Source organism: Ectothiorhodospira sp. 9100, assembly GCF_022227565.1.
Lineage (GTDB): Bacteria > Pseudomonadota > Gammaproteobacteria > Ectothiorhodospirales > Ectothiorhodospiraceae > Ectothiorhodospira > Ectothiorhodospira marina.
Genome location: NZ_JAJNAN010000003.1, coordinates 79,719 through 104,246 on the forward strand (window position 1 = coordinate 79,719; position 24,528 = coordinate 104,246).

At 63.1% G+C, this 24,528-nt stretch carries 23 protein-coding genes; 12 read left to right on the top strand and 11 right to left on the bottom strand.

Translation table 11 applies throughout. The features are described from left to right. Positions 1-62: 62 nt before the first annotated feature. From nusA to pnp, 6 genes are all read left to right on the top strand, one after another. Positions 63-1,568, top strand: a complete 1,506-nt coding sequence (gene nusA, locus LPW29_RS01980; RefSeq protein WP_238626580.1) for a transcription termination factor NusA — start codon at positions 63-65, stop codon at positions 1,566-1,568. A 92-nt stretch (positions 1,569-1,660) separates the two neighbouring features. Beyond that, positions 1,661-4,384, top strand: coding sequence for a translation initiation factor IF-2 (infB, locus tag LPW29_RS01985; protein WP_238626581.1), 2,724 nt, complete (start codon positions 1,661-1,663; stop codon positions 4,382-4,384). Positions 4,385-4,447: 63 nt separating this feature from the next. Then, a complete protein-coding gene (rbfA, locus tag LPW29_RS01990) occupies positions 4,448-4,843 on the top strand; it encodes a 30S ribosome-binding factor RbfA (RefSeq protein ID WP_090249490.1) in 396 nt (131 codons plus the stop codon). After that, on the top strand, positions 4,840-5,760 hold the full coding sequence (truB, locus tag LPW29_RS01995) for a tRNA pseudouridine(55) synthase TruB (protein WP_238626582.1): 921 nt from the start codon (positions 4,840-4,842) through the stop codon (positions 5,758-5,760). Before rbfA ends, truB begins: the two co-directional genes overlap by 4 nt. 147 nt (positions 5,761-5,907) lie before the next feature. Continuing rightward, positions 5,908-6,177, top strand: a complete 270-nt coding sequence (rpsO, locus tag LPW29_RS02000) for a 30S ribosomal protein S15 (protein ID WP_025280956.1) — start codon at positions 5,908-5,910, stop codon at positions 6,175-6,177. A 55-nt stretch (positions 6,178-6,232) separates the two neighbouring features. Next, complete coding sequence (gene pnp / locus LPW29_RS02005; RefSeq protein ID WP_238626583.1) at positions 6,233-8,323, top strand: polyribonucleotide nucleotidyltransferase; 2,091 nt, start codon at positions 6,233-6,235, stop codon at positions 8,321-8,323. A 184-nt stretch (positions 8,324-8,507) separates the two neighbouring features. Here the strand turns inward: pnp and LPW29_RS02010 are convergent, their stop codons facing one another. Beyond that, entirely contained in the window at positions 8,508-8,912 is a 405-nt protein-coding gene (locus LPW29_RS02010; protein WP_238626584.1) for a cytochrome b5 domain-containing protein, read from the bottom strand. 266 nt (positions 8,913-9,178) lie between these two features. Between LPW29_RS02010 and LPW29_RS02015 the strand changes: the two genes are divergently transcribed. Continuing rightward, on the top strand, positions 9,179-9,373 hold the full coding sequence (locus LPW29_RS02015) for a hypothetical protein (RefSeq protein WP_090249499.1): 195 nt from the start codon (positions 9,179-9,181) through the stop codon (positions 9,371-9,373). A gap of 84 nt (positions 9,374-9,457) precedes the next feature. Here the strand turns inward: LPW29_RS02015 and LPW29_RS02020 are convergent, their stop codons facing one another. Next, a complete protein-coding gene (locus tag LPW29_RS02020) occupies positions 9,458-10,858 on the bottom strand; it encodes an alanine/glycine:cation symporter family protein (RefSeq protein WP_370642773.1) in 1,401 nt (466 codons plus the stop codon). 94 nt (positions 10,859-10,952) lie between these two features. Next, complete coding sequence (locus tag LPW29_RS02025; protein WP_238626586.1) at positions 10,953-11,912, bottom strand: hydrolase; 960 nt, start codon at positions 11,910-11,912, stop codon at positions 10,953-10,955. A gap of 136 nt (positions 11,913-12,048) precedes the next feature. Between LPW29_RS02025 and LPW29_RS02030 the strand changes: the two genes are divergently transcribed. The 3 genes from LPW29_RS02030 to LPW29_RS02040 all read left to right on the top strand — a co-directional run bounded on the left by LPW29_RS02030 (position 12,049) and on the right by LPW29_RS02040 (position 15,200). Next, positions 12,049-12,726: a class I SAM-dependent methyltransferase gene (locus LPW29_RS02030; protein ID WP_238626587.1), complete on the top strand. Its 678-nt coding sequence runs from the start codon at positions 12,049-12,051 to the stop codon at positions 12,724-12,726. A gap of 65 nt (positions 12,727-12,791) precedes the next feature. After that, positions 12,792-14,246, top strand: a complete 1,455-nt coding sequence (locus LPW29_RS02035) for a circularly permuted type 2 ATP-grasp protein (protein WP_090249508.1) — start codon at positions 12,792-12,794, stop codon at positions 14,244-14,246. Positions 14,247-14,249: 3 nt separating this feature from the next. Continuing rightward, entirely contained in the window at positions 14,250-15,200 is a 951-nt protein-coding gene (locus LPW29_RS02040) for an alpha-E domain-containing protein (RefSeq protein WP_238626588.1), read from the top strand. Positions 15,201-15,236: 36 nt separating this feature from the next. Here LPW29_RS02040 and LPW29_RS02045 read toward each other — a convergent pair whose 3' ends face one another. From LPW29_RS02045 to LPW29_RS02075, 7 genes are all read right to left on the bottom strand, one after another. Further along, the gene (locus LPW29_RS02045) at positions 15,237-16,046 is read right to left on the bottom strand and encodes a proteasome-type protease (RefSeq protein WP_090249514.1); all 810 of its coding nucleotides are present in this window, start codon (positions 16,044-16,046) and stop codon (positions 15,237-15,239) included. A gap of 76 nt (positions 16,047-16,122) precedes the next feature. Continuing rightward, a complete protein-coding gene (locus LPW29_RS02050; protein WP_238626589.1) occupies positions 16,123-16,665 on the bottom strand; it encodes a DUF7931 domain-containing protein in 543 nt (180 codons plus the stop codon). A 99-nt stretch (positions 16,666-16,764) separates the two neighbouring features. Next, positions 16,765-17,067, bottom strand: a complete 303-nt coding sequence (locus LPW29_RS02055) for a high-potential iron-sulfur protein (protein WP_238626590.1) — start codon at positions 17,065-17,067, stop codon at positions 16,765-16,767. Between the two features lie 239 nt (positions 17,068-17,306). Continuing rightward, the gene (locus LPW29_RS02060) at positions 17,307-17,792 is read right to left on the bottom strand and encodes a DUF3833 domain-containing protein (RefSeq protein ID WP_090249523.1); all 486 of its coding nucleotides are present in this window, start codon (positions 17,790-17,792) and stop codon (positions 17,307-17,309) included. A gap of 29 nt (positions 17,793-17,821) precedes the next feature. Continuing rightward, on the bottom strand, positions 17,822-19,054 hold the full coding sequence (locus LPW29_RS02065; protein WP_238626591.1) for an SAM-dependent methyltransferase: 1,233 nt from the start codon (positions 19,052-19,054) through the stop codon (positions 17,822-17,824). Further along, positions 19,054-19,863 (bottom strand): DUF1365 domain-containing protein, encoded by an 810-nt coding sequence (locus LPW29_RS02070; protein ID WP_370642771.1) that lies wholly within the window; start codon positions 19,861-19,863, stop codon positions 19,054-19,056. Before LPW29_RS02070 ends, LPW29_RS02065 begins: the two co-directional genes overlap by 1 nt. Further along, a complete protein-coding gene (locus LPW29_RS02075) occupies positions 19,860-21,203 on the bottom strand; it encodes an NAD(P)/FAD-dependent oxidoreductase (RefSeq protein WP_238626592.1) in 1,344 nt (447 codons plus the stop codon). The genes LPW29_RS02070 and LPW29_RS02075 overlap by 4 nt, the downstream gene beginning before the upstream one ends. 242 nt (positions 21,204-21,445) lie before the next feature. Here LPW29_RS02075 and folE point away from each other — a divergent pair, with 242 nt between their 5' ends. Next, positions 21,446-22,069: a GTP cyclohydrolase I FolE gene (gene folE / locus LPW29_RS02080; protein WP_090249534.1), complete on the top strand. Its 624-nt coding sequence runs from the start codon at positions 21,446-21,448 to the stop codon at positions 22,067-22,069. A 51-nt stretch (positions 22,070-22,120) separates the two neighbouring features. Continuing rightward, complete coding sequence (locus LPW29_RS02085) at positions 22,121-23,572, top strand: cryptochrome/photolyase family protein (RefSeq protein WP_238626593.1); 1,452 nt, start codon at positions 22,121-22,123, stop codon at positions 23,570-23,572. Here the strand turns inward: LPW29_RS02085 and LPW29_RS02090 are convergent. After that, complete coding sequence (locus LPW29_RS02090) at positions 23,560-24,510, bottom strand: MerR family transcriptional regulator (protein WP_238626594.1); 951 nt, start codon at positions 24,508-24,510, stop codon at positions 23,560-23,562. The two genes, LPW29_RS02085 and LPW29_RS02090, sit on opposite strands and share 13 nt — an antisense overlap. Positions 24,511-24,528 lie beyond the last annotated feature (18 nt).

Here is a 24,528-nt window from a genome sequence, read left to right on the forward strand (position 1 = left end):
GCGCAGTGATCCGGACGCCGCCGCTCAGGCCGCGCCGGGGCAAGTCATGTGGAGACGTTTGAATGAGCAAAGAAATCCTGCTGGTGGTGGACGCCGTCTCCAATGAGAAGGGCGTCGATAAGAGCGTGATCTTTGAGGCCATCGAGTCCGCTCTGGCCTCCGCGACGCGCAAGAAGCACGGCGGCGACATCGACGTGCGCGTCAGTATTCACCGGGAGACCGGTGACTACGAGACCTATCGCCGCTGGCGCGTGGTCGATGATGAAGACCCGGAATTTGAAAGCCCCGAACGGCAGATCCTCTATTCCTACGCGATTCAGAATCATCCCGACATTCAGGTGGGTGAGTACATCGAGACCCCCATCGAATCGGTGGAGTTCGGTCGTATTGCCGCCCAGACCGCCAAGCAGGTCATCGTGCAGAAGGTGCGCGAGGCCGAACGGGCCAAGGTGGTGGATGAGTTCCAGGATCGCGTGGGCGAGCTGGTGATGGGCACGGTGAAGCGTTCCGAGCGCAATGGCGTGTTTATGGATCTGGGCAGCAACGCAGAGGCCTTTATCCCCCGCGATGAGATGATCGCAAGGGAGACCGTGCGTCCCAATGACCGATTGCGCGGCTATCTGCGCGAGGTGCGTACCGAGCAGCGTGGCCCGCAGTTGTTCGTGAGTCGGACCGTGCCCGAATTTCTGGTGGAGTTGTTCAAGCTGGAGGTGCCTGAAGTGGGGCAGGGCTTGATCGAGATCATGGGGGCGGCCCGCGACCCGGGCATGCGCGCCAAGATCGCCGTACGCTCCCACGACCCTCGCCTGGACCCGGTCGGGGCCTGTGTGGGCATGCGGGGTTCCCGGGTGCAATCCGTCTCCAACGAGCTGGCCGGTGAGCGTATCGATATCATTCTCTGGAATGAGAATCCTGCCCAATTCGTCATCAATGCCATGTCCCCCGCCGAGGTGCTCTCCATCGTCGTGGACGAGGACAGCAACAGCATGGATATCGCTGTGTCTGAGGAAAAGCTCTCCCAGGCCATTGGTCGTGGGGGGCAGAACGTTCGCCTGGCATCGCAGTTGACGGGCTGGGAGTTGAACGTGATGAGCGAAAAGCAGGCCGTGGAGAAGAACGAACACGAAACCGCCGAGCTTCAGAAAATGTTCATGGACAGCCTGGACGTGGACGAGGAAGTGGCGGCCATCCTGGTGCAGGAAGGCTTCTCAAGCATTGATGAGGTGGCTTATGTGCCCACCGCAGAAATCGTGCAGATCGAGGAATTCGACGAGGATATCGTTGAGGAGCTGCGTCGCCGTGCTCGGGACGCCTTGCTCACCAAGGCCATCGCCTCGGAAGAGCAGCAAAACGGGGGGGCGCCAGCCGCCGACCTGCTGGAGATGGATGGCATGGACTCTGATCTGGCGCATCGCCTGGCGGCTCGCGGGATCTGCACCATGGAGGATCTGGCCGAGCAGTCGGTGGACGACCTGGTGGAACAGGCAGCGGTGGACCCGGAGCAGGCAGCCAGTCTGATCATGGCCGCCCGTGCCCCCTGGTTTGCGGACCAGACAAAAGACGCGTAAGTAAGAAGGACCAGCGCGCCTGCCGTGCGCGCGCCCCAGGCCTCAGGCCGGGGCCCGGTCCGCGGAAGCATTCAGATCGGAGGTAACGGCACATGACCGACGTTACGGTGAAACAGTTGTCAGAGATGGTGGGAACGCCCGTGGAGCGGCTGCTTGAGCAGCTCTCCGAAGCGGGCGTGTCCGTCTCCGATCCCGATCAAATGGTGACCGAGGAGCAGAAGTTCAAGCTGCTGGAGCACCTGCGAAAGGCCCATGGCAAGTCTGAAGAGGACGGCCAGGGGCGGCGTATCACGCTGCGTCGCCGCAGTACCACCGAGTTGAAGGTGGCGGGCGCCCAGGGGCGTGCCAAGACCGTCAGCGTGGAGGTGCGCAAGCGCCGAACCTATGTCAAGGGTGGGGCCGCCGAGCCCGAGCAGCAGGCCCCCGCCGCTTCGTCGGCTGAGGCCAGCCCGCCGGAAGCCAAGCCTGAAAGCCTGCCCGAGTCCCCCGAGACGAAGGCTGTCGAGCCTGAGGCCGAGGTTCAGGCAAAGGTCCCAGCGGAGACGAGTGTCGAGCAACCACCCGAGCCCGAGACGCCGCCGGTTGTCGAGGAAGTGAAGACGGCCGAGCAGGAACAGGCTGAGGCAGAGGCCCGTGCCGCCGAAGAGAAGCGTCAGGCCGAGGAAGCCGCGCGTCTGGCCGAGGAACAACTCAAGGCCATGGAGGCTGAAGTCCTCAAGGCAGCAGAACAGGAAACGCGTCAGCAGGCCGAGCAGCAGACCCGGCAGGCCGCCGAGGAGGCCGCGCGTCGCGAGGCCGAGGCGCGTGCCGCCGCGGCGGCGGCCGCCGCACCGCCCGCTCCTGCGCCGGGCCCCGCTGCGGCCCCGCCCCCGGCCTCCACCGACCAGCCCCGTGGCAAGCGTCGTCGTGGCAAGGAGCGGGAAGATGCCGGCAAGTCCAAGCGCGAGGAGCTGCACGTTTCCAGCGACAAGCGCGGACGTCGCGGCAAGGGCAAGGGTGGTCGCGCCGCGGCCGCTGTCACGCCCAGCAAGCACGGCTTTGAAAGACCCACGGCGCCGGTGGTGCGCGAGGTTGGTATCCCCGAGACCATGACGGTGGGCGAACTGGCCCAGAAGATGGCCATCAAGGCGCCGGAATTGATCAAGACCCTGATGGGCATGGGCGTGATGGCCACCATCAACCAGTCCATTGACCAGGATACGGCCACCCTCGTGGTGGAGGAAATGGGGCACATTGCCAAGCCCATGCAGGAAGCCGAGGTGGAAGAAGAGCTTTCCCTGGAGACCGAACAGGGCGGGGAAGCGGTACTGCGCCCACCGGTGGTTACCGTGATGGGTCACGTGGACCATGGCAAGACCTCCCTGCTGGACCATATCCGCCTGACCCAGGTGGCCGAGGGCGAGGCCGGGGGCATCACACAGCACATTGGTGCCTATCACGTGCCCTTCAAGGATCGTGCTGGTATCACCTTCCTGGATACACCGGGCCACGCGGCCTTTACCTCCATGCGTGCCCGTGGCGCCAAGGTCACCGACGTGGTGGTGCTGGTTGTGGCGGCGGATGACGGCGTGATGCCCCAGACCCTGGAGGCCATTAAGCACGCCCAGGCGGGTGAAGTGCCCATGGTGGTGGCGGTCAACAAGATCGACAAGCCGGAAGCCGATCCGGAGCGTGTCAAGAGTGAACTGGCGCAGCACAATGTCATTTCGGAAGAGTGGGGTGGCGAAACCCAGTTCGTGCATGTTTCCGCCAAAACGGGCGAGGGCATTGACCGACTGCTGGAGGCCATCCAGCTGCAGGCCGAGCTCATGGAGCTCAAGGCGCATCGCGAAGGTCAGGCCCGTGGCGTGGTGGTGGAATCCAAGCTGGACAAGGGGCGCGGGGCCGTGGCCACGTTGCTGATCCAGTCCGGCACCCTGGAGAAGGGCGAAGTGATCCTCACCGGCCAGGAGTTTGGCCGCGTGCGCGCCATGTTCGACGAGAATGGCAAGCCGGTGAAATCCGCGGGGCCGTCCATGCCTGTGGAGGTGCTGGGCCTGTCGGGTGTGCCGAACGCCGGCGACGACATGCTGGTGGTCCAGGATGAACGCAAGGCCCGCGAAGTGGCCCTGTTCCGTCAGGGCAAGTTCCGCGAATCCAAGCTGGCCACCCAGCAGGCGGCCAAGCTGGAGAACCTGTTCAGCCAGATGCAGGAGGGGGCTGCTTCAGTGGTCAATATCCTGCTCAAGGCGGATGTTCAGGGCTCCGCCGAGGCCTTGCGCGACTCGCTGGAGAAGCTCTCCACCGACGAGGTGAAGGTCAAGATCGTATCCGCGGGTGTGGGGGGGATCACCGAGTCCGACGTGAACCTGGCTACCGCATCCACGGCCATTATCATCGGCTTCAACGTTCGCGCCGATGCCGGGGCCCGCAAGGCAGCCAGCGACATGGATGTGGACCTGCGCTACTACAGTGTGATCTACGAGGCCATCGACGATGTGAAACAGGCCCTTTCCGGTCTGCTCTCGCCGGAGATGCGCGAGGAGATCATTGGTCTGGCCCAGGTTCGGGATGTGTTCAAGTCCTCCCAGTTCGGTGCGGTTGCAGGCTGTCTGGTCATCGAAGGCAGTGTGCGTCGGGGCAATCCCATCCGCGTGCTGCGTGACAACGTGGTCGTCTATGAGGGTGAGCTGGAGTCCCTGCGTCGCTTCAAGGATGACGTCAACGAGGTGAAGACAGGAACCGAATGCGGTATTGCGGTGAAAAACTACAATGATGTGAAGCCCGGCGACCAGATTGAGGTCTACCATCGGGTTGAGGTGGCGCGGTCGCTCTGAAGTCCGAGCCACGCCATATGAATCGATGCCGCGCCACGGCATCCAACGCCCGGGGGGTCTGACATGCCCAAAGATTTTTCACGTTCACAGCGAGTGGGCGACCAGATCCAGCGAGAACTGGCCGAACTGATCCGCGAGCAGGTCAAGGATCCCCGAGTGGGGATGCTGACCCTCTCGGGGGTCGAGGTGAGTCGCGACCTGGCCCATGCGAAGGTTTTCTTCACTGTGCTCGGGGATCAGGACGCCATTGAGGGGACCACCCAGGGATTGCGTCAGGCGGCCGGTTTCCTGCGCCGCGAGCTGGGCCGGCGCATGCGTATCCGCACCGTGCCGGAACTGCATTTTCACTACGATGATACCCAGGCGAAGGGGGCTCGACTCTCCGCGCTCATCGATGAGGCCGTGGCCAGTGATCGCGCCCGTCATCCGGATGCCTCCGACGACAAAGACCCTCAATGAGCAAACCGAAAATCCAGCGCCGTGATGTCCACGGCCTGATCCTCCTGGACAAGCCTCAGGGCTACACCTCCAACCAGGCCCTGCAGCGGATCAAGTATTTGCTCCGTGCCCGTAAGGCGGGCCATACCGGCAGTCTCGATCCATTGGCCACGGGCCTGTTGCCCCTGTGCTTTGGTGAGGCCACCAAGGTCTCCGGGTTTCTTCTGGATGCCGATAAGCGCTATCACACGGTCTGCCGTCTGGGGCAGAAGACCCTGACCGGTGACGCCGAGGGGGAGGTGATTGAGACCCGGGATGTTCCCGTTCTGGATGCGGCCCGGATTGAATCGGTGCTGGCCCGGTTTCGCGGGCCTATCGAGCAGATTCCACCCATGTACTCGGCGCTCAAGCATCAGGGCCAGCGGCTGTACGATCTGGCTCGCAAGGGGCAGGAGGTGGAGCGTCCGCCCCGGCCGGTGACCATCCACGACCTGCGCTGCCTGGCTCATGATGGCGATACCCTGACCCTGGACGTGGTGTGCTCCAAGGGGACCTATATCCGCACCCTGGTGGAGGATATCGGTGAAGCACTGGGCTGCGGTGCCCATGTGATTGCCTTGCGACGCATCGGCCTGACACCCTTCGAAGACCCTCAAATGGTGACCCTGGAGCAGATCGAGGCCCTGGCGGAGCAAGGTGCCCAGGCACTGGACGAGGTCCTGAGGCCCCTGGATGAGGCGCTGGTGCACTGGCCGGCGGTCACCCTGGATGCCGACAGCGCCTTTTACCTTGGGCAGGGGCAGGCGGTCTTCGTGCCTGGCCTGACACACCGGGGGCACTTGAGGCTGTACGGGCCCGGAGACCGCTTCCTGGGTGTTGGCCGCCTGCTGGATGATGGTCGGGTGGCCCCCAAGCGGCTGATTGTTCAGCCGACCTGATGATGATCCTTTCACGATCCCGCATGACCCGTCGGCCGCATCCACAAGCCCCTGTTCTGCAAAGGGGGGGCGTGATAGAATCGCGAGCCTTCAGAAAAGAACGCAGCGGCCCCGTTTGGCCGGATCCCATCCCAGGAGTTGTCAAGAATGTCCCTGAGCAGTGAAGTGAAGTCCGAGATCGTTGAGAAGTACAAGCGCGACGCCGCCGACACCGGTTCCCCGGAGGTCCAGGTGGCCCTGTTGTCCGCGCGTATCCAGCACCTGATGGGGCACTTCTCCACGCACAAGAAAGATCATCATTCCCGCCGTGGTCTGTTGAAGATGGTCAACCAGCGCCGCAAGTTGCTGGACTATCTCAAGAGTAAGGATCAGCAGCGCTATCAGGATCTGGTCAGCAGCCTGGGTCTGCGCCGCTAAGTACCTGGCATCGCCCTTGCCGAGTCCACTCAGAACAAGCCAACCGGGATACAACGTGCCGTCAATTACCAAGTCGTTCCAGTACGGTCAGCATACCGTCACCCTCGAAACCGGCGAGATCGCCCGTCAGGCCACTGGCGCCGTCATGGTTGATGTGGCCGGTACCGTGGTGCTGGTGACGGCCGTAGGCCGCAAGGAGGCCGTGCCGGGGCGCGATTTCTTCCCCCTGACGGTCAACTATCAGGAGCGGACTTACGCCGCCGGGCGGATTCCTGGCGGATTCTTCAAGCGCGAAGGTCGGCCCTCGGAAAAAGAGACTCTGACCTGCCGGTTGATTGACCGCCCCCTGCGTCCCCTGTTCCCCAAGGGTTTCACCAATGAGGTGCAGGTGGTGGCCACGGTGATGTCCCTGAACCCTGAAGTGGACCCGGATATCCCCGCCCTGCTGGGGGCTTCCGCTGCGGTGGCCCTGTCGGGCATGCCGTTTGCCGGCCCGATTGGCGCCGCTCGAGTGGGCTACCAGGACGGCGAGTATCTGCTGAACCCCGACCTGACCCCGCTGAAGGACTCCCAGCTGGATCTGGTGGTGGCCGGCACTCAGAATGCCGTCATTATGGTGGAATCCGAGGCCACGGAGTTGTCGGAAGAGGTCATGCTGGGCGCCGTGATGTACGGCCACGAGCAGATGCAGGTGGCCATCAACGCCATCCGCGAACTGGCGGCCGAGGCTGGCAAGCCCGCCTGGGACTGGCAGCCGCCGGAAGAGGATAAGGCACTGCGGGCCCGTGTGGAGGAGGCCTGCCTGTCGGATTTGACCGAGGCTTACAAGATCGCCGAAAAGCAGGAACGCACCGCGCGCATCAAGGAACTGCGCGATGAGGTCAAGGCTCGCCTCGCCGACGGCGAGGAAGGCTCCCCCGAAGCTGATGAGATCAAGGAGATCTTCCACGATATCGAGAAGCGCATTGTGCGCGATCTGGTGCTGGATGGTCAGCCGCGTATCGATGGACGCGATACCACCACCGTGCGTCCCATCGGCGTGCGCGTGGGCGTGCTGCCGCGTACCCACGGCTCGGCACTCTTCACCCGGGGTGAAACCCAGGCCATCGTGACCGCGACTCTGGGCACCGACCGGGATTCCCAGGTCATTGATGCCATCGAGGGTGAGCGTCGCGAGCGCTTCATGCTGCATTACAACTTCCCTCCCTATTGCACCGGTGAGACCGGCATGGTGGGCACGCCCAAGCGCCGCGAGATCGGTCACGGCCGTTTGGCCAAGCGGGGCGTGCAGGGCGTGATGCCGGCCGACGAGGATTTCCCCTACGTGCTGCGGGTGGTCTCGGAGATCACGGAGTCCAACGGCTCCAGTTCCATGGCTTCGGTCTGCGGCACCAGTCTGGCACTGATGGATGCGGGTGTGCCCCTGAAGGCACCGGTGGCCGGTATTGCCATGGGGCTGATCAAGGAGCAGGACCGTTTCGCCGTGCTGTCGGACATCCTCGGGGACGAGGATCACCTGGGCGATATGGACTTCAAGGTGGCTGGTACCGAAGGCGGTGTCACTGCACTGCAGATGGACATCAAGATCGACGGCATCACCCGTGAAATCATGGAAAAGGCCCTGGGCCAGGCTCGCGAAGGTCGGCTGCACATTCTGAAGGAAATGGGTAAGGTCATGACCACCCCGCGTGGTGAGATGTCTGCCTATGCGCCGCGTTTCATCACTCTGCGCATCAATCCGGAGAAGATCCGTGATGTGATCGGTAAGGGAGGGGCCACCATCCGTGCCCTGACCGAGGAAACCGGTGCCACCATCGACATCGATGACTCGGGTGTGATCAAGATCGCCTCCGTGGACAAGGAAGCCGGTGAGGAGGCCAAGCGCCGCATCGAAGAGATCACCGCGGATGTGGAAGTGGGCCGGGTCTATGAGGGACGCGTGGCCAAGATCATGGACTTCGGCGCCTTTGTGACCATCCTGCCGGGCCGCGATGGGCTGGTGCATATCTCCCAAATCTCTGAAGAGCGGGTGGAGAGTGTCTCTGACAAGGTGAAGGAAGGCGAGACGGTCAAGGTCAAGGTGCTGGAAGTGGACAAGCAGGGCCGGATCCGTCTGAGCATGAAGGCGGTGGAGCCGGGGGAGTAAGTTCCCCCCGCACCCTCACCCCAACCCCTCTCCCGCTAGCGGGAGAGGGGCTAAAACCTGGCCATTCCCGTCATCAGGGCATAGCCCCGAGTTTCCCTTCTCCTGTCATCAGGCTGAAGCCTTGAGTCTCCCTTCTCCCCTCTGGGGAGAAGGGCCGGGGATGAGGGGCGGGATGCCTCGAGGTTCAGTCCTGTTGCCCATCTGCCGCCGTGGTCTCCGGCTCCCCCTCATATATACCAATGAGATAATCCTCCAGCAGGGTCCTGGCGGCGTCGCTGTGCGCTGCCCCGTAACCTTTGGTCTCCCAGGCCTCCGTCGCCTCCCGGCCGCACCAGGGCACCACCATCGCCGGTGGACCCGCGTGGTGGGGGAGATACTCGCTGATGTCATAGACCTTGCCATGAATTGCCTTCCAGCAGTCCTCAGGCTGATCATGTTGCGCCAGTTCCTCCTGAGTGATTACCGGCAGTGATGGGGCGGGATCGTCGGCCTGCGCGGCCAGTGGCAGGATCAGGAGCGCCCCCAGCGCGAACGCAGTCGTCTCCCATGGACGGCGAGGGGTGGAACGGACGCGGCGGGTCGATGGCATGATGTCATCCTTCGATGGGGTTATCAGGAGTCGGTAGTGATTGATGGTGGCCTGGGCGCGCCAGCATACCCGACCCATACTAAGGGATCAGCCGGTCTCCGAGAATAAGCGTCCCACCCCGGAAGGCACGATTGAATGATCCCGGACAATCATGACGCGGGGACGAGTCGCGTACCCGGACTTCCTCGGCTAGCATCCTGAGTCCGGGTGATATCCACCCTGAACGGCGGCGCCTGGCGCGTCGCCTCGTCAATGAGGTTGCAGACGTGCGAATCGGTATCGGTATCGGTGTATTTCTGGTGGGGCTGACCTGGTTGCTGTATCGGGTGGGAAATATCCCCCCCGAGATGGGGGGGCTGGGGGTGATCGGCTACTTGATCCCCGCCTTGCTGGTGATCGTGCTGGGGTTGGGGATCTTCGCCTGGGGCCCGGGCAACGAGGCCCAGACGTCCAGCGACTGACCGGGACGTAGGGCCGCCTTGTCGCCCCAGCCCCACGGACCGTTCACAGGCGGTCCGTGGGGCGTGCCTGGTGACGAATGCTGCTCACCCGCCGTCCTGGCTATCACCCGAACCCTTGCGGGCCGCCATGGCCTTCTCGCGCTCTTCCTTCAGATATTGGACCTTCTCCTTGACCAGTACGCCGGCCAGGAGCACCAGGGCGAGCAGATTGGGCGCCGCCATCAGGCCGTTGAGGGTGTCCGAGACGTCCCAGACGGTGGTCAGGCCACCAATCGCACCCAGGAATAAAAAGCACACGAAAATGATCCGATAGGGCAGGACGACCCGCTTGCCGAAGGCATACTCCCAACTCTTCTCACCATAGAAATTCCAGGTGAGCATGGTGGTATAGGAGAACAGCACAATGGACAGCAGGACGATCCATCCACCCAGGCCCGGCAGGCCGGTGGAGAAGGCGCTACTGGTGAGTTCCGCTCCGGTCTGCCCCGTCTGGATCACGCCAGTGACCAGAATCACCAGGGCCGTCATGGTGCATACCACCAACGTATCGACGAAGACCTCCCACATTCCCCACAGACCCTGGGCATAAGGCTTGTTGCGGGCCTGCGCATGGACGATGGAGGCCGAACCCAGGCCCGCCTCGTTGGAGAAAATGCCTCGGGCAATGCCGTATCGGATGGCTCCGGCCACCGTGGCACCGGCAAAACCACCGATGGCCGAGGCTGGCGTGAAGGCACCGTTGAAGATCTGCGCAAACGCCCCCGGGATCTGATCATAGAAGCTGACCAGGATGCCCACGGCGCCGATGATATAGACCAGCGCCATGGTGGGGACGATGCGTTCGGCAGTCACGGCGATGCGCTTGATCCCCCCCAGGGTAACCAGGCCCACGAGGAACATCACCACCAGGCCGGTAGCCCAATTGGGCACGCCCATGCTGGTTTCCAGGGCGTGGGCCATTGTGTTTGCTTGTACCATGTTGCCGATGCCAAAGGCCGCCAGGCCAGCCAGGAAAGCATAGACCAGGGCCAGCCATTTCCATTTCCGGCCCAGGCCGTATTCGATGTAATAGAAAACACCCCCCGAGACCCGGCCGTCCGAGTCGACCTGGCGGTACTTCAAGCCCAGGGTGGCCTCAGCCAGCTTGGTGGCCATGCCCACCAGGGCCACGATCCACATCCAGAATACGGCGCCGGGTCCCCCAAGGGCGATGGCCGTGGCCACCCCGGCGATATTGCCCACCCCGATGGTGGCGGCCATGGCGGAGGTGACGGCCTGGAATGGCGTGATGGCGCCTTTTTCCTCCTTTTGATCACGGCGGAACAGCGTGCCAAAGGTGCGTCGCCAGGCAAAGCGAAGGTGTGTGAACTGGAAAAAGCCCAACCGAATGGTGAGATACAGCCCCGTGCCCACCAGCAGGATCATGAAAGGAGGGCCCCAGACGATGCCGTTGACCCAGTCGTTGACCGCGAGAAGTCCTTGCATCATGACGTATTGTCTCCCCTGTTGAGCGGGTGAATATTCTGGTTGGTCTTATTGATGCACGTCAGCGGAGAGTTTAATGGTTGCTCGTCAAGTCTCAAACACTCATTGTCAGGCTCTGCTGGAGCCAGTGGGGTACGCGCCGCTCGAGCCAGTAACGACCCCAGCCTTCCACAAAGCCCACATGGCCACCATGGTGGGCCAGTTCCAGGTGCACGGTGGACGATAACTCCGGTTCGGTGGGAATGACCTCCGGGCTCATGAAGGGGTCGTCGATGGCATGCAGGATCAGCGTGGGGATGCGGATGCCATGCAGGTACTGCCGACAACTGCACTGACCATAGTAGTCGTCCACATCTTTGAAACCATGCAGGCGGGCGGTGACGGCGTCATCAAACTGCCGAAAGGTGCGTAATTGCGGCAGGGCAGTGCAGTCGATGGGCAGGGGCATGCGGCGGCACTTGGCCTGAGTGGAACGGCGGAGGCGTCCCACCAGATAGCCCTGGTAGAGGCGCGAGATCCCCCGCTCCATGCGGCGTGCAGCCTTGTCCAGATCGAAAGGGACGGAAATGGCCACTGCTGCGGATAACGGATTGGTGTCGCCCGTCTCGCCCATCCACTTGAGCAGGGCGTTGCCGCCCAGGGAGACGCCGATGCCAGCCACCGGCCGTTCGGGGAAGCGCTGGGTCAGTTGTTCCACTACCCAGGCCATGTCCCCGGTGTCGCCGGCGAAATAGCTGCGGGGCAGACGATTGGGTTCGCCGCTGCAACCACGAAAGTGCAGGGTGAGGGCCTGAAAGCCCTGGTCGTGCAGGCGGCGCATCAGCCCGGCCGCATAGGGGGACCGGCTGGAGCCTTCCAGACCGTGAAACAGGATCACCAGCGGGCCGTCCATGGTGGGGGCCCAGTCCAGATCCAGGAAATCGCCGTCGGGCAGTTCCAGGCGCTCGCGGCGCAGCGGGATGGAATGACGAGGGCGCAGCAGGTTGGGCAGAATGGTTTGCACATGGCTGCCCCGTAACCAGCGCGTCGGGTGAAAATCGGCCTGCGTGATCATGGTCGTCGGTTTCCCGGCTGAGGTTCGGGAACGGTCATCAATCCCCGATGGATGGTGGTTTTCTCGGTCCGGTCACTTGAAACTGAGGACTCGAGTCGTTACAACAGGTGGATATTCCCATACTGGAAAGGATCTCATGGATCTCTCCTCGATCAAGAGCGCCTATCGGCGTTACGCGCGATATTACGACGCCGTGTTTGGCCCCATCTTCGCCGGTGGCCGGCGCATGGCAATGGAGATGGTGAACGCGGAAACGGCGCCACGCGTACTCGAGGTGGGGGTGGGGACCGGCCTGTCCCTGCCGGATTACCGGGCAGATGCCCGGGTCGTGGGCATCGATGTGAGCCCGGAGATGCTCCAGATCGCCAAGCGTCGAGCCGAGGAGGGTCAACTCAAGCAGGTGGAATCCCTCATGGAGATGGATGGGGAATCCCTGGCGTTTGCCGATGACAGTTTCGACTATGTGGTGGCCATGTATGTGGCCTCGGTGGTGCCCAACCCCGACAGGCTCATGCGGGAGATGCAGCGTGTCTGCGTTCCTGGCGGTGATGTGTTGGTGATCAACCATTTTGCCTCCAGCCATCCCATTGTGCGCCGCGTGGAACGCGCCTTGCGGCCCCTGTCACGCCTGGTGGGCTTCAGGCCCGACATGGAACTGGACAGCCTGCCCGAGCTTCCCGGCCTCAACCGCGTGGGCGTGCACAAGACCAACCTGTTCGGTTACTGGAAGCTGGTACATTACCGCAATGGCGAGGCGCCCCTGGCGGAAGCGGAGCAGTCCCTGACGCCTCGCGCGGCGGATCAGCCCGGCTGATCCCCATCGCGACCTGTCCTGCGTCCCCGGTGGGGATGATGGACCCATCCACTCAAGAGTCCCCTATGAGCATCGACTGGAAGGCGTACGACCCCAACGGATTTTACGATGAACTCATCAGTGCCCCGGGTATCCCGCGTCCGGCAGCCAAGACCCTGACCGATTATCTGCGCTCCCTTGGCGACGCCGAGATACACGAGCGCAAGCAGGCGGCCGAACACGCCATCATGGAGATGGGCATCAGCTTCACGGTGTATACGGAAGGCGGCAATATCGACCGTGCCTGGCCCTTCGACATCATCCCCCGAATCATACCGCGGACTGAATGGCGCCGTGTGGAGGCTGGATTGCGCCAGCGCCTTACGGCCCTGAACATGTTCATCAGCGACATCTACAACGAACAGCGCATCGTCAAGGACAAGATCTTTCCGGCCGAGATCCTGTCCCAATCCCGCAATTTCCGTGAGCAATGTCGAGGCATCCAGCCCACCCATGGGGTATGGGCGCATATCTGCGGCTCCGACCTGGTGCGGGATGCCGATGGCAGCTTCTATGTGCTGGAGGACAACCTGCGCGTCCCCTCGGGGGTGTCGTACATGCTGGAGAACCGCCAGGTGACCAAGCGGGTGTTCCCGGAGTTGTTCGAGAATTACAGCATCCAGCCCGTGGATGAGTACCCCTCCCAGCTCTTCGACATGCTGGCCAGCCTCTCGCCCCGCCCGCTGGATTATCCCGAGGTGGTTGTCCTCACCCCGGGTATTTATAACTCCGCTTACTTCGAGCATGCCTATCTGGCCCAGCGCATGGGAGCGGAGTTGGTGGAGGGGGCCGACCTGGTGGTCTGCGATGATGACTGCGTCTACATGCGTACCATCGACGGTCTGGAGCGGGTGGACGTGATCTATCGTCGGATTGATGATCTATTCCTGGATCCGGAGGCCTTCAACCCTGACTCCATGCTGGGCGTCCCGGGTGTGATGCGGGCCTGGCGGGCTGGAAACGTGGCACTGGTGAATGCCCCGGGGGCCGGTGTGGCCGATGACAAGGTGGTGTATGCCTTCGTGCCCAAGATGATCCGCTACTATCTGGACGAGGAGCCCATCCTGTCCAATGTGCCCACTTATCTGTGCATGGATGATAAGGAGCGGGAACACGTACTGGCCAACCTGGATCAACTGGTGGTCAAACCGGCCAATGAGTCGGGAGGGTATGGAATGATCATCGGCCCCCATGCCACGCCCACTCAGCTGGAGGAGTTTGCGGAGCTCATCAAGCGCGATCCGCGTAACTATATCGCCCAACCGACGCTCAAGTTGTCCACATCCCCCACGTTGTGCGACGGACATCTGGAGCCGCGGCACCTGGATCTTCGCCCCTTCGTGCTCCAGGGCGTGCGCACGGATGTGACCGCGGGGGGGCTGACACGGGTGGCCTTGCGCAAGGGCTCCCTGGTGGTGAACTCTTCCCAAGGGGGTGGCAGCAAGGACACCTGGATCGTTGACACGGATACCCGGGACTGACACATGCTTTCACGCGTTGCAGAACGGCTTTACTGGATGGCCCGCTATATCGAGCGGACCGAAAACACGGCCCGCATGGTCACCGCCTTCAATCATCTGGCCCTGGACATGCCCTATCAAACCCGGGTCTCCTGGGCGGGGCTGGTCTCCATCACGGGGAGCGAGGCGGTTTTCGAGGACCGTTACTCCGAGTACAACGAGGCCAATGTGGTCAAGTTTCTCCTGGGGGACCCGGCCAACCCGGGGTCGATCCTCAATGCCCTGAACAGCGCCCGCGAGAATGTGCGGACCACGCGGGACCGGGTGCCCACCGAGGTCTGGGAGACGGTGAACGAACTGCACCTCTACGCCCGCTTCAACCTGGATGCGGGAGAGGGTAAGCGGGGGCGTTATCGTTACCTGTCTCAGATCCGCAGCCGCTGTCAGCAGATCACCGGGATGCTGGCGGGCACCATGAGCCACGACCATGCCTATGATCTGATCAAGGCGGGGCGCAATCTGGAACGGGCGGATATGACATCGCGCCTGTTGGATGTGGGCGCAGTGGGCTTGCTGGCCCGCGGCAAGGAGGTGGATGAGGATGCCTCACCCTTTGAAGGCTTGCTGTGGATCAACATCCTCAAATCCCTGAGTGCCTTCCAGATGTACCGTCAGCATGTACGGCGGCGGATCAACGCGGCCGACGTGCTGCGTTTCCTGGTGCAGGATCCGGAGTTTCCGCGCTCCATCGGTCATGCCCTGGCGGAGGTGGAGCACTGCCTGGCCAATCTGCCTCGCAATGACATCCCCCTGCGCATGGCCATGCAGGTGAAGCGCCATGCCGTGGACTCCCAGGTGGACAAGCTGCTTGAGCCCAAGGAGTTGCATCGCTTTATCGATGACCTGCAAAAGGAGATGGCGGAACTGCATGGCCTCGTGGCGGAGACCTGGTTCCGCCTGGACAAGGCGGCCTGAGGCAGGCGCCCCCGGGGCGGGGCGCCCCGAGGGCGCTCAGCCGGTTTTCTTGGAGGGTTTGCGGGTACTGCGCCGGTTGACCGTGACCTCTGTGCCGCGGCGTTTGCTTCCACGGGCCGCTTCCCAGTCAAAGCGGGGCAGGTCACGGAAGGCGGCCTTGATGTTGTCGTCCCAGGCCCGCTTCAGGTCGGTGAGATAGGTATCGTCTGCCTCCAGGCACAGATAGTGCTCAAAGGTCAGGCTGTCGCGCTCGTAGACGATCACCTCGATGGGCGGGCCCACCGTGACGTTGGAGCGCATGGTGGAGTCGATGGACACCAGGGCGCAGCGCGCGGCGTCACCCAGGTCGCCGTCGTGGCTGACGATGCGATCCAGGATGGGTTTGCCGTACTTGCTCTCGCCGATTTGCAGGAAGCGGGTATGAGAGGATGCCGTGATGAAATTGCCCTGGGGATAGACCAGGTAGATCTCCGGTTCCTGTCCGGCGAACTGGCCGCCGATGATGAAGGAGGCGTCGGCCCGGAAGCCGGCCTTGGTGAGGGCCTCACCATGTTTTTCCTGCTCTTCACGATTCACCCGGCCCAGGTACTCGGCCGCGTCGGACATGCCCCGTACGGTGTGCAGGCTTTCCTCCACATTGTCTTCGATGTCACGCTTGAGTCGGGCCAGTACGGCCTGGGTGGTGGCCAGATTGCCGGCGGTGAGCAGGACGAAGACACGGTCCTCATCCACCTCGAAGGTATGCATCTTGCTGTAGGTGCTCACCTGGTCGGCACCGGCGTTGGTGCGTGAGTCCGAGGCGAATACCAGCCCGGCGTCCATGGTGATGGCGAGGCAATAGGTCATTGAGGGATGTGGTTCCTGAGCGGCGGTAAGGCATAGTAGGAGGGGGTTGCACCGGGCGTCAATGCCGCAGGATCAATCACAGGTGCAACCGCCGTAGATGGGGATCCGGCTCCCCCGCGTCCCAGTGAGTCATGAACTGTTCACCCATGAGCCTGGATCGCCGGGGAGTGTGAAAATTGGCCACCGCCTGATAACGCAGGGCCTGAGGCTGGTGGATGAGGCCTTGGCGATCGGCAATGAGAAAGGCCTCCACCACGGAACGCCGATCCGGTTCCCCCATGCGGCGGACGTGTACGCGACTGCTCAGGCGCTGGGCCAGGTGGATGAGGCGGTGGCTGGTGCCACGAAGCGGATCGCTGTCCTGGATCAGGATGCGGATGTCCACATGGCGACTGTGACGAGCCAGTCGGGAGAGGGGTTCCACCACCGCCGGGTCATCAAAGATGGCCGGATCCAGGTGCCGGCTGGTCAGCCAGAGGCTGCGCCGGGCCTGTTCCACCATACGTTGCACGGCAAGGCGCAGGTGTTCAGGAGCATCCAGGGTGATGTCGCCATCCGTACGACCGAGCAGATAATGTTCCGGGTGTTCCATCAGGGGCTGAGCGGAGGTGGCGTACATGATGAGGGCCTCCAAACGAGAAGACCCGCGCGGGGCGGGTCTTGGACAACAGGCCCACCGGAGGCAGGCGCTGTTGCGGATCGGTCATCCGAGGCTGGATCAGCCGCGGGCAACCCAGGCGGTGCACCAGCCGTTGGCGGACACGACCTTGCCGGGGAATACGGCGCAGGGGCCCCACTCTTCCTGGCTGGGGTCGTTGTACAGCAGGCAGTTGGAGCAGCTCTGACCTTCGGTTTCGGAGTTGGCAGTGTACTGCAGGGCCTGAGCCTCGGCGGATTCGGGATCCAGGCGATCGGCGGCGGCAGCAGTGGTTGTCCAGCCCAGGCCGGCCACGGGCACGGCCACCAGGCCGGCGACACCGAATTTCAGGAAGCTTCTGCGGCTGAGATCTTGCTTTTTCATTCTCTTACTCCTAGCGTCTCGCGATGATATCAACGGGGCCGATGCGGGGTTCTTTGCCCCGATCATCCGGTGATCCCGATTCAGCGGGCTGGGCCCGTCTTGCTAACAGCCTTCAGTGACTGAGAAAAATCATTCCTGAAGGCCTTACCTTTATTCCGGTAAGTATCCAATAAATGGCGCCTCAGGGCTAGGGTCTTGATGGGAAAATCATCCTGCAGTGATTGACCCCGGGCATGGGGTCATTGGGTGGGCGTATCACTGACCCGACGGAAGAACAGCGTGACGTCCCCCAGCCGGATGCCGAACTTGCTCATCACCGCACGATTGACCAAGACGCCGTCTTCATGCATGAACATCCAGTCGTCGAAATTCACCCGCCAGATGCGGCCGCCGATGGGAAGGCGCAGGACATAGGTGAAATTGAAGGCCTGGCCGCAGAGCTTGCCTTTGGCCGCCCCCTCCACATCATCGGCGCGTCCCTCGTAATGTTGAGCGTCCAGGCGCTTGAGACGCCAGACGCGCCGGTCCTTTTCACCATCGTCATAGAGGAAGTCTTCCTCCAGTATCAGTTCATCCCCCTCGACGCGCCCCTGAATATCCACGGTGAACTGGCGGTGCACCGTGCCAAATCGATCCTGGAACAGGCCCCAGGCCTTTACCGGGCCGTCGAAATAGGCCTCCAGGTCCAGGGCGGGGGTGCGGTCTTTGAATGCCTCGATCTTCATGGCTCACCTCCAAGGTGACGGCAACGGAATCAGGCGGGGGCTTCCAGCACGGCATGCATCAGGTCCGTGTTACGGGAACGGAAGCCCGCCTCGCAGTAGGCCAGGTAGAAACGCCAGGTGCGCAAAAAGCGCTCGTCATAGGCGCCCAGGGAGAGGATCGCAGCGGATTGTTCCTGCACCCGCTGGTACCACCGGTCCAGGGTGCGTGCGTAGGCCTCCCCATAAAACTCACTGTGGCGCAGGCGCAGACCAGCCTTGCTCGCGCATTCCCCGAAGACCTCCACCGTGGGCAGCATGCCGCCGGGGAAGATGTACAACTGGATGAAATCCGCGGCCCGGCGGTAATAGCTAAAGGCGCCTTCATCAATGGTGATCACCTGCACGGCAGCACGCCCACCGGGCTTCAGGCTTTTATGCACTGTCTCGAACCAAGTGGGCCACCAGCGTTCGCCCACGGCCTCGAACATCTCGATGGACACCACATGGTCGAATTGTCCGTCCACGTCCCGGTAGTCCTGCAGGCGCAGGTCAACCTGGTCGGCCAGGCCTGCGGCCTCCAGGCGTGCCTGCGCGTAGTCCAGTTGTTCGCGGGAGAGGGTCACGCCGGTGACCCGGTAGCCCTGGCGGGCGGCGTATTCAGCAAAGCCGCCCCAGCCGCAGCCGATTTCCAGGATGTGCGCGCCAGACGCGGCATCCAGGTGCTCCAGCAGGCGGGCATACTTGCGCTGCTGGGCGGCCTCCAGGGGCTCATCCTCCTGATCCAGCAGGGCGCAGGAGTAGGTCATGGTTTCGTCCAGCCACAGGCGGTAAAAGTCGTTCCCCAGGTCGTAGTGGAACGAGATGTTACGGCGGCTGCCATCGCGGCTGTTGGCACGGAACCGGTGGCGCATGAAATCCGCCACGCGCGACCAGAAGGCGCTGTAAACCAGGCTGCGGATGTATTCCTGATTGACCGACCCCATGGTCAGCAGGGCCTGCAGATCCGGTGTGTCCCAGTCCCCCACCATGTAGCCCTCGCCCAGGCCCACCAGGCCCCGGGACAGCAGGCGCCGCACCAGTACACCCGGACGGTGGATCCGGAGGGTGCCCCGGCCTCCAGGGTGGGTGCCCTGCACCCGGTGCTCGCTGCCATCGGGGCCGATGATCAGCAACTCCCCCGAGTACAGGCCCCGCAGCCGGCGAAGCAGAAACCGCATGGCCAGTCCGCCGGTGCGGGCGCCCAGGGTACTGCGGGTCTGGGTGGGTGTCTGTTCCAGGGACATCAGTTCATTTCCTCTGAGGATGAGCTGGGCTTGCTGTAGTAACGCCCGCCGCGCCACCAGATCTTCAGGGCCTGCCAGTGGATGCCAAGGATCACCTTGAAGGTCATCAGGGGCATGGCCGCCACGGCCTTGAGCAGTTCCCGGTCGGTGAGCGGGCGCGCCTGCCCTGTCTGGCTGGCGGCCAGCATGAGTTGCGACTGCTGGTATTCATGGATGAGAACGCTCAGACCCTGTCCGGGTTCCGATAGCCGGAACTGGTAGCGTGTATCCATCTCGATGAAGGGGGAAACGTAGAACAGCTTGTCCTGGCTGGCCCGCACCGGCCAGGCCAGGGGCTGACCGTCGTTGTGCAGCACATAGTGATGGCAATCCCCCAGTGTATTGCTCACCTCGCAGATGATGGCGCGCGGGCTGCCGTCCCGGTGCAGGCAGTACCACAGGCTCAGGGGGTTGAACACATAGCCCAGTACACGAGGGAAGGCCAGCAGGAAGATGCGCCCCCCCTCCAGGTCCACTCCCTTCCGGGCCAGTTCAGCATCTGCCCAGGGGCGGAGTGGCGTGCCATCACGGGCACCATGGTCGCGATCATCCAGGCTCAGGAGGTTGAAGCGGTTGACCGAGAAGATCCGCAGGCGCCGATCCAGGGCATCCAGCTGATCCACGTCCACCACCAGGCTGAAAACCCGATAGATGAAGCGATAGTCCACCGGGAAAAGGCGCCGATGCATGACCCGGGTTCGGTAGAGGCGCCCATCAACGATGTCCATCAGACCCGAGGGGGTGCCAGAGTCTTCGTCGGACGCGTTCATGATGCCTCCGTGCCGACCACGCCGGAAGGTTGCGTTGCCTCGGCGCCAGCCGTTTCGCGGGGAATGCTCCAGGGCGGAGAGACACCCAGACGTCCGGCCACCTGAATGGCCGATCGCAGGCCGTCCTCGTGGAAGCCGTATCCCGCCCAGGCGCCGCAGAAGAAGATCCGGTCGGCCCCCTGCAGGTCGGGGAGCTGCTTCTGGGCCTCCATGGCGCGCTGGTCGAACACCGGGTGGTGGTAGCTGATCTCCCGGATGATGGTGTCTTCCCGTGGCTCAATCAGTGGGTTGAGGCTCACCAGGTAGTCCCGGGATTCCTCCAGGGCCTGCAGGCGATTCATCCAGTAGGTCACCGAGACGGCGTTGGCTGGCGTATCGGCGGAGCGCTGCCGGGCCATGTAGTTCCAGGAGGACCAGACACGCTTCAGGCGCGGCATCAGGCGGGTATCGGTGTGCAGCAGTGTCCGGTTGGGCTGGTAGGTGAAGCATTGCAGTATGCGGGATTCCGCTTCGGTCGGATCCTCCAGCATGCCCAGCACCTCATCGGCATGGCAGCCGAAAACCACCTTGTCAAACCGATGTTCGCCCCTGTCATCGGTGATCACCCGTATCTGTGCCTCCTGACGCTGCACGGCCACGACCCGTCGACGCACGTGCACATCGTCGGGCAGGGCCTTGAGCATCTCCCGGACATACTGTCGGCTCCCGCCTTTCACCGTATGCCACTGGGGGCGGTCGGCCAGATCCAGAAGCCCGTGGTTGGAAAAGAAATTGAGGAAGGATTCCAGCGGGAAATCCAGCATGCGATGGGTGGGGCAGGACCAGATCGCAGCGGCCATGGGCAGCAGATAGTCATCACGGAAACCCGGGCCGTACCGCTCCTGAATCAGATAGCCACCCAAGGTCACCTGGGGCACGCAGCCGTGCTGAAGCAGGGCCTTGCCGGTGCGGTTGAACCGGACGATGTCACGCAGCATGCGCAGGAAGCGAGGCTTGAACAGATTGCCCCGCTGGGCAAACAGGGTGTTCAGGTCCGAGCCTGCGTACTCCAGCCGACCTTCGCCCACGGAGGCCGAGAAGGACATGTCCGTGGGTTGGGATTCAATGCCCAGATGGGCAAACAGGGCCTTGAGGTGAGGGTAGTTGCGGTGATTGAACACCATGAATCCGGTATCCACACCCCGGGGCCCCTGATCCCCGGGGACATCGACGGTATGGGTGTGGCCGCCGATGTAATCATTCTTCTCGAATACTGTCACATCATATTGTGGCGACAACAGCCAGGCGCTGGCCAATCCCGAGATCCCTGCGCCGATGATGGCGATACGTTCGCGAGCCATGTCATTCCCCTGGTCCTGAAAAGGATTCTTATACATTAACTGTACAAGCTTTGATTTTTGTTGTACAAGGTTTTCGAGGGTGGTTCCGCAGACCGTGACCATACGATGGTGGCAAGACCCGGTACAAGGGTTGAGCACCGGTGATCGCGTCAACCCAGAGCACAGGGCGATGCCCGATGCCTGGGCAATGGGAACATGCACCGAGAATACATACATGCTGTCACCTGCACGGGGAAAAGGCCATGACAAAGACTGTCGCGAAGATTGCCGGAGGCGAAGATCCGGTGGAAGCTGATGCATCCCTGTCGGCCGATGAACTTGCCGAACACTATCGCCTGATCCTTGCGGGCTTGGGGGAGGATCCGGGGCGCGAAGGGCTCAAGGGCACACCGCTCAGGGCTGCCAAGGCGATGCAATATCTCACCAGTGGCTATCATCAGTCCCTCGACGAGTTGGTGAACGGGGCGCTGTTCACGTCGGACAGCGACGAGATGGTGCTGGTCAAGGACATCGAGCTCTATTCCATCTGCGAACATCATCTGTTGCCGATCATCGGCAAGTGTCATGTGGCCTATATCCCCGATGGCAAGGTGATCGGTCTGTCCAAGATCGCCCGCATTGTGGACATGTTTGCCCGGCGCCTGCAGATTCAGGAGAGCCTGACCCGCGAGATTGCCCAGGCGGTGATGGACGTCACCGGCGCGCGGGGGGTCGGCGTGGTGGCCGAGGCCCGCCACATGTGCATGATGATGCGCGGCGTGGAAAAGCAGAACTCCGCCATGCTCACCTCGGTGATGCTGGGTAACTTCCGTGATGATGCCCGTACCCGAGCGGAGTTCCTGGACCTGATCCGCCGCGACCGTTGAAGAGGCTTGCCGTCCTGTCCCTGGATTCGGACGTAGCAAGGGAGCGTATTGATGAGCACTGCCCTGATCTGGTTCAGACGTGACCTGCGTCTGGCCGATAATCCCGCTCTGTGTGCGGCCCTGGAGCAGGCGGAGCGCGTTGTGCCGGTCTATATTCACGCCCGGGACGAGGAGGGCGATTGGGCGCCGGGTGAGGCCTCGCGCTGGTGGTTGCATCACAGCCTGAAGCAACTGGGCCACGACCTTGCGGCGCTGGGAGCCCCCCTGGTGATGCGTTGCGGCCCCATCCTGGATACACTCCAGGAGCTGCTTCGTGAGACCGGTGCCTCGCAGGTGTACTGGAATCGGCTTTATGAGCCGAACACTGTCCGCCGTGATACCCATATCAAGCAGGCCCTGCAGGCACAGGGGGTGCAGGTGCGCAGTTTCAATGCTGCGCTGCTGCTGGAGCCATGGGCGGTGCAGAACCGCTCCGGGGAGCCCTATCGGGTGTTCACCCCCTACTGGAAAGCCTGTCAGGCCCAGGGCGCCCTGGACGTGAGTTTGCAGCCCCGGCCCGGGCCAGGGGTGCTGACTGCCGAGGGGAGTCGCAGCGACCCTCTCGAAAGCCTGGGGTTGTTGCCCCTCATTCCCTGGGATGCGGGGCTGGCAAAGGCCTGGACACCAGGGGAGGAGGGGGCTCACACGGCGCTGGAGGCTTTCCTGGACCGTGCCCTGGCCGATTATGGGGAGGCCCGCAATCTTCCCGACCGGTTGGGCACCTCCCATCTCTCACCGCATCTGCACTTTGGCGAGGTCAGCCCCCGACAGGTGGTGCATGCCTGTCAGCGGGCCGTGGCCGAGGGCAGGCACTCGGAGGCGGATGCTTCGGTGAAGGGGTTTCTCGGCGAAATAGGCTGGCGGGAGTTCGGGCATCACCTGTTGTTTCATTTCCCCCACACCCCCTTGCAGCCCCTGGATGCCCGTTTCGAGGACTTCCCCTGGCCGCCTCGGGATGACGATGCTCTCAGGGCCTGGCAGCGGGGCCGTACCGGCCTGCCCATCGTGGATGCGGGGATGCGCGAGTTGTGGGCCACCGGCTGGATGCACAACCGGGTACGGATGATCACCGCCTCACTGCTCACCAAAAACCTGCTCATTCATTGGCGTGAGGGTGCCCGCTGGTTCTGGGACACCCTGGTGGACGCGGATCTGGCCAGCAACACCCTGGGTTGGCAGTGGACGGCCGGTTGCGGGGCGGATGCTGCCCCTTATTTCCGCGTTTTCAATCCGGTGCTCCAGGGTGAGCGTTTTGATCCCGGTGGGGGCTATGTGCGTCATTGGGTGCCGGAGCTCAAGGCCTTGCCGGACAAATACCTGCACAAACCCTGGCAGGCACCGGAATCGGTGTTGCGCGGTGCGGGTGTCCGGCTCGGGCGGGATTATCCGCAACCCATCGTGGATCTGGCCGCCAGTCGCCGCCAGGCCCTGGCAGCCTGGGAGACCCTGCGTCAATCCGCCTGAGGGGTGCGCAGATGTTTCTCCAGTTGCCGCGTCGCCTTCCAGGGATCACGCTCCAGGGGGATCAGGCCGGCCCCGGTCAGGGCGCGGCGGTGGTGATGGGCGCTGGGGCCGGCGGCGAAAACCGGGCTGCCGATCTTTCCCGACCACGTCGGCAGGCCCCGGGTGAGCAGCTCGCGGGACAGGCGGTTTTCCCCCACCAGGGTCAGTCCCCGGGCCGGGACGTGATTCATCGTTGCCTCCAGTGTGTCCAGGGTGATGGGCCCCGTAAGCCACAACACCCGTACCCCCTGCGTGGCGGTCAGCAGGGCCAGCATGTCCATCTCCAGAGTATCGCCCTGTTCCGGGAAGGGGGCGAGCACCAGCGCCGGTCCCTGGGCGTGGCTCAGTTCGTGACGAAACCGGCATCCCAGGGTGTAGCGGGCCCAGCCCCGGAAGAAGGCCTGGGCCGCCGCCGAAAGGGTCGAGTCCCCGGCCTGATCCCCAAGCACAGTGTGGGTGGGCCAGAGCAACTGTGAGATGACCTGTTGCACCGGGAAGACCGACATGGCATCCGCATAAACCCGCTCCAGGGTGTGACTGTCGAACTGTAGAGCCGCGGCGGTCAGCCGGGAGTGGTAATCGGGCCAGGCGGCGGAAGGGCCCCGGGCGGGCGGGTTGTCCTCCAGCGTTGCCGGGTCGGGGGCGTCCAGTAGCTGGCCCACCTGGCCGATGGAGATGCCTTGCTCCAGCAGGCCGAGCACCTGGCGGATGCGGTCGATGTCCCCGGTGCTGTAGAGTCGGTGTCCCTTGGGTGTGCGCTGCGGACGGATCAGTCCATGACGCCGTTCCCAGGCGCGCAGGGTCACGGGATGCACCCCGGTCATGGAGGCCACCGTACGGATGGGGAACAGTCCATCGGTTTCGGGCGGCGAGACCTGGGCTCGGGGTGTGGGCGTCATTTCGTGATTGTACAATCG